Source organism: Levilactobacillus angrenensis, from assembly GCF_003946085.1.
In the GTDB taxonomy this organism is placed as follows: Bacteria; Bacillota; Bacilli; order Lactobacillales; family Lactobacillaceae; genus Levilactobacillus; species Levilactobacillus angrenensis.
The window spans coordinates 1-13,058 of sequence record NZ_RHOB01000012.1 but is presented as its reverse complement, the minus strand read 5'-3'; the positions used below and the strand labels follow the sequence as shown (position 1 = coordinate 13,058).

Genomic DNA, 13,058 nt, shown 5'->3' with positions numbered 1-13,058 from the left:
ATTATATTATCAAACCAGCATTAAATCTATACCCCGTGATTGTTTAGGACATACATCATTTTTAAAATTATCATGCAAAACACATGTAAGCAGTGACATGATACGCTTAGAAAACAAATTTGTGCCGTGAAACAGTTCAAGAAACAATTTGTTTTTCATAGTTACTAATTGTAAAAGTTGTAACTAAAAAGAGCCGACAATTCGTCAGCTCCTCTTTTCAATAAAAATTAGTGTTCACTTTTTCTCTTCTTGAGACCAACCAGTCCCAGTAAGGAACCCAATAATGCCAGGCCCCACAACGGTGAAGTTGATTGTTCATCGGTCTGTGGCAACGTGGTCTTGGCATTATCATCGACCTGGTTGGCCACCTTCGCACCTGGTTTAGCCGCTAAGTCAACCGTTGCGGCCGCACCGCCCTTGGCTGGTGTCTGTTGACCAGTTACCCGGTCAGACTGATTGCCTGGATCCGGTGTGGTTGACGTCACCTTACCTGGCTTAGCCGTTGGTTTCGTCGGCTTGCTTGGCGTCGTGGGCTTGTCCGGTTCGGGAGCAACCTGATTGCTACCCCCATCAGTTTCAGTCTTAGCGTAAAGGTAAGTCACGGTGATATCGCTATCGCCCATGGTCCCTGTGGCATTGGCTGGCGTGGCGACTAGCTCGTAGCTTTCCGGAACGGTGGCCGCTGGACTGGTCGTATAGGCATCCCCAGTCTTCCCAGTGATAACCACGTCGGGCGCGACCTGCGTACCATCAGTCGTTTGGTAATGAACCGTGACGGTGATACTCTGAGTGGGCGTTACCGGCGGGGCGATGGTGTTGTCTTTGGTGTAAGTAACCGTAAAGGTATTGGCTTCATCTCCACCGCTAAAATTGGATGGTGCTAATTTGCTGGCTAGGTATCCGCTGATGACCGGTGATTTGGGAAATACAATCGTACTTCCATATTTGCCGGTTACTTTCCTGCTAGGAGCCGCTTCGCTACCATCCGCATACACATAACGAATCGTTGCTGTCTCATCACTCACTGCATAAACCAGATTGATTACAGAATCTGTTGCGAAGGTTCCGGACAGTTTCCTGTCAATCACAGGTAAATTTTCACCGTCATTTTCAGCCCTGGTAAATGTATAACCAGTTAAATCAGGAACCGTGAACTGCCAGCCTTGTCCACTCTTACCCTTTACTGTTTTAGACTTCGCAATCTTATTGCCAGTCTCATCAAAAAAGTTAAACGTCGTATTAACATCTTTCATATCAATTACATCAAAAAGTAACGTAACATTAGTAGGATTCTTAGTATAAGACCCTGTGATTAATGCATTATTTTCAGTTCCAATATATGAATAACCATTCTGCTCAATTCGTTGAGCAGACATTACGACATCAGTAGACTTGCTCAAATCAAATGAATCCCCGAGAGGCCCAGCTAATGTTACTTGCGGTGCTAAAGTTAACCCTGCCTTATTTTTAAAAGTAACATTTACATTGCCAACCGTATTATCTATTTTGTATGGAACAACGATTCTACCATCAAATGGATATCCCCCCTTACCCAAATAGGCGTCGTTCCAATTCATAAACAAATTACCCTGACTAGCATTCAACTGCCACACAACTGTCTGCGAGTCAAGCTTAGTACCCTCATTGCCTGCTGTATTTTGGGGGGTAATCGGGACGTTTTGTCCCCGGGCATTAATCACAAACGATGGCAAAGTATAAGTATTCGAATTCAATACGACCGCTGGCATATTAATTTGCTGAGACGCCATGGTTGTAGATGTGTCTAGCGTATCAATTGAATTTTGTAATGCCGAAATATCATAGAGGTGATTGCGAGATAACGAAACTGTTTTTAGTTTTAAATTCTTTAGTGCAGAAATATCACTAACATTACTCGTCTCAACTCTCACGCTAATCAATTTTTTCAGATTTGCCAAGGCACTAATATCATGCATTTTTCCGTAAACAACAGGACTACCATTCCAATCAAGCGAAGCCCCCACATCTGGATAAACGGCAAATTTTTCCAAGTTTGTCGCATATTCTAGGCCCTTCAGTGATTGAATACCTATAATCGCATTGTGATAGGCCTCATTTTTCTGCTCATACTTTGGTTCACTAAAAAAGACAACCAGTGTGGATAGCATTTTCTTGGTAATCTGATTAACAGAAGAGATATTGTAATCACTTTTAAGGCGATACAACACAACCTGCTGTAAATTTTTGTCTGGCATCCACTGATCAATTGACTCAGTCTCCTCAGTTACAGGCGTCGCAACGGGCACAGCTGGAGTCGATACTGGCTGCTGCGGCGTCGATGAGGTCGACGTCGTCATCCGCGCGGTTCGTCTTGTGCTAGCCTGTTCAGGCGATCTGATCGACATGTCAGGCGTCACAGCTGTGGTAACCTTAGTGGCTCTATTGCTTGTCATCTTGGGCAACGGCTCATTTGCGACAGCTACCGGCGAATCTTCCAGATTGATCGATGTACCGGTAGCGGCATTCTTTTCTCTGTGGCTACCTTCATCTTCCTTTTCATCCTCACTAGCGCGCGTAGAAACGACGTCACCTGCCGATTGCTCTCCGTCTTCAGAAACTGGTGTAGGCGATAACGTAGCCGCCTTGGCAATTTGTCCTGAGACATTCTCTTGATTAGGGCCTGCATCAGTAGTGGCCGCGCAAGCCGTCGATTCCCAGGCAACTCCCCAGGCCAATGTTGCTGTCGCCACACCTGCAAAAGCCCAGATTTTCCCCTTCTCGTAGCGTTTCTTCGTGTTCACCCTGTTAAACATGAGTAACCCCCTACTAAATGTCGTTGTTCTTACTATTCGCACAATTACGCTTTTACCTAGTTGGTGATTCATCCAAACGGTGTATGCCCTATACAAAATCATTATAGTGCCACTCACATCAAAAATCCAGTTAAAGTATAAACTAGATACGATATTTTTTATTTAATAAGATAGACTTGTTTTCATTGATTCAATCTGAAATCCGCTGATTATAGCTGTTCTATCCAATAACACATTATCGATATTTATAGATTAAAGTTCTATTAATGTATGATTTCGTAATGTTACACTCTTGGATATTTGTACCGTAAGAGCCGTTTATTTCTTGATTCAGTTGTCTAAATTAATAACCAACCCTACCACCAGCAAAGGCAACAACCACCAAAAATAAATAATGCCCCAGCTATTTCTAGCTGAGACATTATTCAATCACCATAATTAGTTTTTCTTCCACCGCTTAAATCCAACAAGTCCTAGCAAGCTCCCCAGTAACGCCAAACCCCACAGTGGTGAACTCGATTGTTCATCGGTCTGTGGCAGCGTGGTCTTGGCGCTGGTAGCTGGCTGATTGGCCGTCTTCGCATCTGGTTTAGCCGCTAAGTCAACCGTTGCGGCCGCGCCGCCCTTGGCCGGCGTCTGTTGGCCGGTCGTCACTTGGTCAGCTTGGCCGCCTTGAGCTGGTCGCTGGTTAGCCGGTGTAGTTGGCTTCGTTGGCGTGACCATATCTGGATCAGTCGCTGGCTTGGTTGGTTTGGTTGGTTTAGTTGGCTTCTCTGGTTCGGGGTCAACCTGATCACCGTCACCCGTGTTGGTATACAGATAGGTCACCGTGATGTCGCTGTCACCCATGGTCCCAGTGGCATTAGCCGGTGTGGAAACCAGTTCATAGCCGTCCAAAACATTTGTCGCTGGACTAGTCGTGTAGGCATCCCCGGTCTTTCCAGTGATGACCACGTCCGGTGCGACCTGCGTGCCATCGGCCGTTTGATAGTGGACCGTGACCGTAATCGTTTGTTCTGGATTGGTTGGTGGTGTGACGGTGCTGTCCTTGGTGTAAATGAAGGTCACTTCAGTTGGCGTTTCGGCATAGTCACCCGCGGCCTCCCCAACCGTTTCCTTGTAGGTGTAACCGGAAATGGCTGGGTGGTCAATCGTGTAGGCGTCACCAACCTTACCCGTTTGAACATCATCAGGCTTAATCGTTGCACCTTGCTCGTCTTGATAGTGGACCGTCACCGTAGACGTAGCTTCCTTGTAGACGAAGGTGACCGTTTGAGCTTTGTCAGAGAAGGTCCCAGTGGCGTTGGCTGGGGTGGCGGTTAGTGTGTAGCCCTTAAATTCCTTAGGGGCAGCGGTGTAGCTTTCACCAACTAAACCAGTTAACGTGTCTGAATCAGCTAATGTATTTCCTGCCTCATCTACGTAATTAACAGTGACATTTTGAGCTTCATCTGCCTGAATATATGGTGTTACCAACAAGATAACAATACCATCATTGCTATCATTGAACGATGCGTTCAAGAAGTACGTGTAGTCCTCCTGGATCAAGTTCGGAAATTGTTCTGCTATTGGATTATAGGTCTGACCTGGTAAGATCTGATTGCGAATACCACTGTAGGTAATATGGTCGCCGTTTACGCTTGCTGAAGTTGCACCATTCCAAAGGATACGTACCGTAGGCGTAGGATCACTGTAAGTAACTGAGGTAATTGGAAGTGCAAAAGCAGTGCCCGGTACCGATGAAGTAAACTCACTTCCTTGAGGTGCTTTGACTGGATTAATCATGGTATAGGTTCCCGTCTTAGGAATATAAACCACTTTGTTCTCAACAAACTGTTCTCCAATCGAATAACCGTCTGTATATTGATTGGGATTCATGGATGAAAAATCTGCAACGTTGTTTAAATTCATAGTCAAAGAAGTAATATTCTTTAATCCCGTAATCGGTGTAATATCTGAAACTCGATTTCCAGTAAACTGTAGCCAAGTTAATTTAGTTAACCCCTTAAGTGGACTTAAATCGGTGATGTCTCCTCGCATCGAATGCGGCGCCCAGTCTTGGCTATTTGCAAGATCCAAATAAGTCAAATTAGTCGCGTACTGTAAGCCTTCCAACGAGAATGACGTCTTACCATCAATATAAGTGGTTCCTCTAGCCTGAATATCCAACTTGTTCAGTAACAACATATCTTCCTTAGTAATATCATTAACGCTATTCCAAGTCTTTCCAGATGCCGCAATCTCTGGATTCGAGGATGTGTTTGCTAATTTAAACGTATCCAAAACCATCTTCTGCAAAATCTTATTCGGCATCCACTGGTCAATCGACTCATCCGCTTCCGTCACTGGTGTTGCAGCGTTCACAGCTGGTGTGACTGTTGGGGCCTGGGTAGTCGGCGTAGCTGGTGCCATCGCTCGTGCAGTGTGCATCATCTTCGTACGGGTTGGCGCCTTGATCCGCATGTCAGGCGTCACAGCCGTGGTGACTTTCACTACTGATTTCTTTGTGGTATCGGTTACATCTTTGACTGTCTTGTCCGTCTTGGTCACCGGTGTCGTGACGGCTGGTGTTTCTGGAGTAGTCGGCGTCTTTGACGTTACTGGCGTCGTTGGCGTCGTGGCCGGTGTTACTGGATCACTCGGCTTAGCAGCATCCGGCGTATCCTTCTCCGTGTTAGCCTCTTCGCTAGTCTTCATGGCGTCAGATGCTGTCGTAGTTTCAGTAGTCTTCTCCGCAGTCTTTTGTGTCAACGTAACTTCCTTAGCTGGTGTAGCACTCTGGCTTGAAGTACTCTCCTGGCCAGAATCCGCAGTATCAGTGGTATCCGCCTGGGCTGTCTGTCCCCCGGCGACTCCCAGTGCCAACGTGGCCGTGACAATGCTGGCAAAGACCCAAGCCTTACCTTTCTTGTACATCTTATAATGTTCCTTCGTATTCATCCCGTTAAACATAAATAACACCCCTCTAAAACATGTTATTAAAGTTTTTCTCCGCATAATTACGAGTTTATTCGTCCTATTACCATTGCAAACGGTGTAGGCCCTTTACAAATGCATTATAACGTCTTTTTGGTTAAAAATCCAGACGATATATAAAACAGTTTGGCTATTTTTGTGTTAATTCGATTAACATATATCCATATCTATATAGTGATTCAAGTGCCGCTAAATCAGTACTGATAGCAGGTAATACGTTTTAACCATTTCACAAGATTAGCCGAAAATCGCGGGAAAATAGTTATGTTACAGATATAAAAATGTGTAGAAAAGAACTCGCTTAGTTTTTCAACTAAACGAGCTCCGTTTGAAAGCTTAGTGTGGTTTCCGCAAGAGTCCTAATCCCAGACCGCCCAATAACGTTCCCAGGATGATCCAGCCCATTTTAGCGGTAGACTGGTTTTCATTCGTCTGTGGCAGAACTGCTTGGGTCGGTGTGGGACGAGCTTCCTGGCGAGTTGCCGTTTTGGCCCGGACCTGGGTTGGCTGGGCAATCGCGTCTGCTTGTTTCCGTTGCTGTGAGCGTTCGGCCGTAATCTGTGCTCCCAGCCCAGCCTTTTTAAGCTCATCGTTATCAGTGGCATCCGGCACATCCGGAGTCACCTTATCCGGCATCGTGCCGGTATCCACTTCGTCAGTATCCGTATCCGCATTTGCGTAGACATAAACGACGGTCACGTCAGCGTTTCCCAACGTACCATTCGCGTTAGCCGGCGTGCCAACCAGCTTCAAGCCTTGACCGCTCAAATCCAGTGGCGTCGTTGAATAGGCCTCGCCTGTTTTCCCGGTAAACGTCGTGTCGTCCGCTACCGCTGTTCCGTCCGCCAGTTGATAATGAACCGTCACCTTGATTTCAGCGGCCGGCGTCACCACTGGCGGCTCGACCGTTGCCGTCTTTTGATAAACGTAATAGACTTCAATCGGCTCTGTACCATAAAGTCCCTCAGCGTTTTCTGGCAGCGCCGTTAGCGTATAGCCAGCAATTTCCTTAGCCTGCGTCTGATAACTATCGCCCACTAGACCCATCGGCAACACCTCATCTTCACGCAAAGTCTTCCCCGCCTCATCTTGATAGTGGGCGGTCACGGTTGCGGCTTCGTCGGCGATTTCATAGGGTTGGAAAATCGCGGCCAAAACAATCCTTCCATTATTTTCACTGAGTTGGCCAATCAGGAAATACTTATCATCTTGGGGGTCCACAGTATAATTCGAACTGGTGGTTGTTGGCCCCGGTTCCTGGTCGTAGATACCAGTAAACGTCAAACTACCATCCGTATTTTTCTTCGGCGCTCCGTTCATTCCGCGGTAGAAAAGTTTCTGAACACTGTGCCCATTATCGACAACCTGATATGGCATCGTAAAGCTATTCCCCGAGCTCCAAGTAACTACCTGCCCGTCACTATTCACGTACAGTTGCGAAATGTCTGCCGTCCGCGTCCGACTGTTGACCCGAATCTTAGGCAAGATGATGTACTGCCACTTGGTGCTCAGTTGATCAAATTTCCGCCCCGCCAACACGGAGAAGTCCGTAATCTGGTTATAGGTCAGGTCGAGGTCCTTAATGTTTGTCAGACCGGCCAGCGGCGTGAGATCACTGATACGGTTCCCTGACAGATCCACGTCTTCCAGTTTCTTCAATCCCGCCAACGGACTAATATCCGTGATGTCACCGAAGACCATCGTCGACGTGTTTTGCGATGCTGAGAAATGAATTTTGGTCAAGTTAACGGCGTACTCTAGCCCTTTCAGCGAGAATGACTTTTTCCCATCAATGTAGGTGTCGGGGAAACTCCCTCCACCAGAAACCGATAGATTGGTGAGCAACGCCATGTCGTCTTGCGTAATGTCAGCCACGCTGTCCCAGTGACGGTCGTTGGCGGCTTGCGTGCTCAGTCCTTGTAACTGCCGCAACACTTCATTCTGTAACGTTTGGTTCGGCAACCATTCATCAATAAAATTGTCGACGACTGGCGTTACCGGTGTATCGGCCGTTACCGCGGCTGGGGCTGCCGGTTTCTGAGGTGCTGGTGCCTGATATTTTGCCAGTCGCTTGGGACTAGCAGCTGCTGGCTTAGCCGGCGTAGCTGATTCCGGCTCGATTTCAAGCTCCGGCGCTGGTGTTGTCGGTTCCTTTGCATCAGCCACCTTATCTTCTGAAGCCGCTTCTTCTGGGGCCGCTTCTTCTGATGGTGTGCCCTCTGCCGTATTGTCAACCGGCTCTTCGTCAGCCACCGCGGGAGCTTCCGCTGGTTGTTCCGGTTTGGTCAACTGCACTTCAGGGTCGTTGACCACGTCGGGCTGATTCGTCGGTGCTTCCTGGGCGTTCTCGGCTGCTGGTGCCGCCTGATCTGAATCAGTGGTATCCGCAGTCGCAACGACCCCGCCCCCACTAGCCAGCGCTACCGTCAGAATCCCGGCAAACAGCCAGTGCTTCCCTTTTTTATACATCTTATAATGCCGCTTACTCTCAACTGAATTGAACACGATATTTCCTCCTTTATCGGGATTGCGCTTAGGGTGTCACAACTGTCATCATTGAACAAGTTGATTAATCGTTAAATTAAGTATACACCATAACTAGTTTAGGCACCAATTATGATTGTGTGCAACTAATAATATAACTAACTTATTCATTCGTTACGTCAATTAAGTCGCCACTAACCAGGCGAAAATCGTGTTTTAGTTTGGGAAGTAATTTCAGCACTTTTTATATTTTGGATGAATATTTTTCTAAATTAGGTATCTCCCAGATTTTCTAAGTCGTTACCATTTTTTCTTGGTAAGTTCGCCGCGTTAACCCAGCGGTTCGCTAGGTCTCTTTGTCAGAACATGCTACACTAGCCCTGAATCAGACCAAAGGAGGCGGTCGTCATGTTAGCCGATGCTCATTGTCACTTGGATGGCAGCGCTGAATTAGCGGCGTTGCAGCGTGACGAACACATTTTAGCCATTATCAATTGTCAGTCGCCTGCCGAGTGGGAAACCAATCGGACACTCGTGGGCACATACCAGCCCTTGAGCTTTGGCATCCATCCGTGGGAGGCGTCTGATCTGCGCTGGGCGGCAGTCACGCCTTACCTCGAGGCCACGTCAATCGTCGGGGAAATCGGCATGGACAGTGTGTGGACCGACGTCAATTTACTCGACCAATCCCGGTTATTTGAGGCACAGCTGCATTTTGCCCACGACCATCGCAAGCCGGTCATCTTGCACACCAAGGGTTGTGAGCGCGCGGTGCTGACCGCCATTCGCAAATACCCCAACCGCTACCTGGTCCACTGGTACGCCTCACCTGAGTACCAAGCCGACTACATCCGACTGGATTGCTACTTCACGATTGGTCCGGACGTGTTGACCGATCCCGCGGTCACCCAACTAGCCAAGACTATTCCGTTGAACCGCCTGCTGATCGAAACGGACGGACTGTCCGCCGTCGCGTGGGCGCAACACCGGCCCGTGCAAATCAGCGAGTACCCAGACATCCTGCGGCAAAGCCTACGCATCGTCGCCAATCTCCGCGGCATCGCACCGGTCGAGCTGGAAGCGCAAGTCTATCAGAATTTACAGCGTTTTTTGAGCTAATCTAAACTGGCTAGAACCATTATCACCAGGTAACCCGTAGTGCTAAGAATAGTCGTGTCTAGCTTCGTAGGTCGTACTGGCCGCCTACCGTCCGCCAAATATGGGTTGGAACGCTGGGGCGGACGGGTCCAGCCAAAGTGCGGTCTCGACGCCTCGCTTTGAGCCGCAAGTCACGTCTCAAAGACGCCAGTTGTCTAAGCGGCATGAACCGTGCCGCTAAGAAAACTCCCACGGCTGAACCCATATTTGGCGGACTCTCGGCTATAATCATACGTGCCAGTAACAGCCGGTTTAGCCCTGGATAACACTGATTTGGCAACAGACGCTTAGCTGACGCAATGCTGCAGACAATCACCAACCCGCCGGAGGCAGCCAGAGATGACACCAGCTGTGTTGGCGCTGTAGACTGACTGGCTTTGTCAGACTTCCAAGCAAGCCGGAAGCCCGCTTCTCAGGCTGGCGGTGTCCCCCATAGCGGGCGGAATCTCTGGCTGACGCAGGCCCCTGGTCTCGCTAATTTTAGCCGACAGAACAGTGTTATTTCGGGAATCAACGGGTTAATGCCACCCCCTAGAAGTTAACAAAAACCGCGCGTGCTCAGTCTCAGCACACGCGGTTTTTAGCTCTCAATCCATCCATTAAGATTTTAAAATTAGTAGGTAATCCAGAATTGCAGGCCGGCAGCTAAGATGCCCCCAACCAGCGGCCCCACCATTGGGACCCAAGCGTAGTTCCATTCAGCGCCGCCCTTGTGGGGGATTGGCAAAATGGTGTACGCCAAGCGTGGCCCCCAGTCACGGGCGGGGTTCAGGGCGAAACCAGTGGTCGACCCTAAGCCCATCCCGACGACCATGATGACCATGCCGACGATGAAGGGTTTCAACCCGGCAGTAAAATTGCCCAGGTTCAGGAGAATGAAGACGAAAGCCCAAGTGGCAATCGTTTCAGAGAGGAAATTAAAGACCGGGTTCTTAACGGCTGGTTTCGTGGCGAAAATGCCCACATGATTGCCGTTCGCTTCGTCAGGTGATGCTTGAAAATGAGGATAATAATGGATAACAACCAGAGCTGCCCCGACGAAGGCGCCTAAGAATTGTCCCAGCAAATAGGGAACGACGTCGGCCCACGGGAAGTAGCCAAACACCGCAAACCCAATCGTCACAGCTGGGTTCAAATGCCCCTGTGACCCGAGCAGACCAGCCACGTAAACACCCATCGTGACTGCCATTCCCCAGGCCACGCAGACGTAGGTCCAGTTGGCCCCTTTGGCATACGCTTTGTTCAAGTTAACACTCGCCATGGTCCCGACCCCTAGCAGAATCAGAATCAGAGTTCCAAAAAATTCACCGATAAAACCACTCATGTAAAACACCGTCCTCTTAAATATGTAATGGATTAAATAAGAGCTAGTCATAGTCTATCACATTCTGTAATGATTGTAGATACTGAAATGATAACGGTTACAGATTATGATTTTAATATGAGAAATTAGGCGTAATTCTGTCAAAGTTTGTTATCGCAACTAACGTCTAACTGGGGTCAACTCGGGTCAATCATCTGCTTGATGGTTCACCTGAACTTTTTTAACGATTGGACCACTAGGAGAACTAGTCGCCGTATGGGATCGCCACTACGCGCAATCCATCCAACCCTTGTAATATTACGACCGACCACAGAACGGTAATCGCAATGATTTTCTAGCGTAATCGTTCTGTAACGCCCAACGGTTATCTTAGTAACTGTAGCAAGCAAGCGCATTTAACGATTACATACGAGGGATGGATAACCACATGAAGACACTACAAAAAATTAGTTTCGCCGTGGCCTTTGCTGCCGCGCTAGTACCTGTACTGAGCCAAGGCACCACCGCTCAGGCCAATGCGACCAACACCATTGTCAGCACCAGCAACATGACTGACACCGCCTACACGCGTAAGAGCGCGACTGGCTGGACTTATAACTTAGGTGGGACTGCCAGCAACATGACCTTCGGCAAGAAGACCCACTACCTAAAGAACTACCCCAACACCACCTGGCACGCCACTAAGAAGCGCTACATCATCAAGAAGAACGGCGTGAAGTATTTATACTACTACGTGACTAACGGCCGGAAAACGGCTTCTGGGTGGATCTGGCACGGTTATTTACAAAAGAAAAACTACGCGCACACCAGCGCGGCAACGACCGGCACTGGGTCTTACAGTGACCTCTACAAGGTGGCCAAGGCGCAATTAGGTAAGCCATACGTTTACGGTGCCAACGGTCCCAGCTCATTTGACTGCTCCGGCTTCACCAAGTACGTCTACAGCAAGGCGCTTGGTCAAACGCTCCCCCGGACCGCACAGTCGCAGTATGACACCTACACCCACGTTAGTGCGGCTAACGCCAAGGCTGGCGACCTGATCTTCTTTGGGACCAGCAAGAACAACATCAGCCACGTGGGAATCTACAAGGGCAACAACAAGATGATCGACGCGCAACTCCGCGGGGTCATCAATGAAGCCACCAACGTTTCCTGGTGGCACACGGTCGGCTATTCACGGCCCGCTACATTAAGCTAAACGTAAACGCTAAGGTTAGGGCCGCGGTCCTAACCTTTTTTGCCATTTTTATGAATCCTTGTTGTGATTTTTTCTAAACGATCTCTTACAGCTCCCGATAATTCTGAATCACTTGCGTCACGGTAATTGTCGAGTCCACAGCTGGTGTATTTTCTGCTGGGTCAACCACTTGAATTGTGGCGGCCACACCAGCACGATTGGCAGCCAATAATCCTGATGGTGAATCTTCAAAGACTACTGCAGTTGCAGCTTGACCACCAACTTGTTTAATTGCTGCCAGGAACATGTCTGGCGCTGGTTTCCCTGGCAGCTGACCATCATTCACCACCACACAATCTCGGTCAAACCACCTTGCCAACCCCAACTGCTCAAAGAAGAAGTCAACGTTACCGGCTTCAGACGCGGTCGCGATATTAACTTGATGATTAACAGCAATACAATTAGTCAAAAAGTTGCTAAGTCCAGGAACCAGTCGAAATTTATCCGGCCGTGTCAAACAAATCTGTCGGTATAAGGCCTCCTTTTCCATTGACAACTGTGTAATCTCGGCTGCATTCAACGGAGTGGACGCAAAGTAACTAAAGGTATGCTGATTATTTCGTCCAGCAACGTGCGCTTGAAATTCGGCCTCCGTCAGCTGATGGTGAAAGGCCCGTTTCAAGACCTGTTGCCAAGCTTGCTTCTGGAGTTCAGCGTCAAAAATCATGGTGCCGTTGAAATCAAAAATATACGTCTTAATCATGATCAATCTCCTCCGTTGTCATTTTAATCGTTACCTGTGATGCTTGGAGTGCTGTCATAATTTCCGTTGGCACCGGCCCATCTGTAATCAGGTAATCAATTTGGTCCAAGCGTAGCGCCCGATAATTATGTGCCACACCCAACCGCGTGTGATCAACTACCAGAGCCATTTTTTGTGATTGAGCCCGTAACTGCTGTTTAAAGGCGACATCCTCTTGATAAGCATAGAAAATACCGAGAGCGTAAAATATCTTGTGTAAACGCACAAAAGATTTCTAAATTGTATAGAAATAGGGAATGCCTTCCCTTATGATATTTAGTAACCACAGAAAACATCACAGGAGGCATTCCCCATGAATGAACTTACCACAGAAATTATCGCTGC

The 13,058-nt window shown here is 48.3% G+C and carries 8 protein-coding genes; 2 read left to right on the top strand and 6 right to left on the bottom strand.

Features of this window, described 5'->3' with window-relative positions; genetic code table 11:
• Positions 1-227: 227 nt before the first annotated feature.
• From EKM83_RS08400 to EKM83_RS08390, 3 genes are all read right to left on the bottom strand, one after another.
• Positions 228-2,792, bottom strand: a complete 2,565-nt coding sequence (locus EKM83_RS08400) for a MucBP domain-containing protein (protein WP_164505631.1) — start codon at positions 2,790-2,792, stop codon at positions 228-230.
• 438 nt (positions 2,793-3,230) lie between these two features.
• Positions 3,231-5,744: a MucBP domain-containing protein gene (locus EKM83_RS08395; RefSeq protein ID WP_164505630.1), complete on the bottom strand. Its 2,514-nt coding sequence runs from the start codon at positions 5,742-5,744 to the stop codon at positions 3,231-3,233.
• A gap of 360 nt (positions 5,745-6,104) precedes the next feature.
• Complete coding sequence (locus tag EKM83_RS08390) at positions 6,105-8,273, bottom strand: MucBP domain-containing protein (protein ID WP_125576388.1); 2,169 nt, start codon at positions 8,271-8,273, stop codon at positions 6,105-6,107.
• Positions 8,274-8,660: 387 nt separating this feature from the next.
• On the opposite strand from EKM83_RS08390, the gene EKM83_RS08385 reads away from it, so the two are divergent.
• On the top strand, positions 8,661-9,371 hold the full coding sequence (locus EKM83_RS08385; protein ID WP_125576386.1) for a TatD family hydrolase: 711 nt from the start codon (positions 8,661-8,663) through the stop codon (positions 9,369-9,371).
• A gap of 652 nt (positions 9,372-10,023) precedes the next feature.
• Here the strand turns inward: EKM83_RS08385 and EKM83_RS08380 are convergent.
• Positions 10,024-10,734: an MIP/aquaporin family protein gene (locus tag EKM83_RS08380; protein WP_125576384.1), complete on the bottom strand. Its 711-nt coding sequence runs from the start codon at positions 10,732-10,734 to the stop codon at positions 10,024-10,026.
• A 427-nt stretch (positions 10,735-11,161) separates the two neighbouring features.
• On the opposite strand from EKM83_RS08380, the gene EKM83_RS08375 reads away from it, so the two are divergent.
• A complete protein-coding gene (locus EKM83_RS08375) occupies positions 11,162-11,932 on the top strand; it encodes a C40 family peptidase (RefSeq protein ID WP_125576382.1) in 771 nt (256 codons plus the stop codon).
• Positions 11,933-12,017: 85 nt separating this feature from the next.
• Here EKM83_RS08375 and EKM83_RS08370 read toward each other — a convergent pair whose 3' ends face one another.
• The gene (locus EKM83_RS08370) at positions 12,018-12,674 is read right to left on the bottom strand and encodes an HAD family hydrolase (protein WP_125576380.1); all 657 of its coding nucleotides are present in this window, start codon (positions 12,672-12,674) and stop codon (positions 12,018-12,020) included.
• Entirely contained in the window at positions 12,667-12,939 is a 273-nt protein-coding gene (locus EKM83_RS08365) for a DeoR/GlpR family DNA-binding transcription regulator (protein WP_125576378.1), read from the bottom strand. Before EKM83_RS08365 ends, EKM83_RS08370 begins: the two co-directional genes overlap by 8 nt.
• Positions 12,940-13,058: the final 119 nt, after the last annotated feature.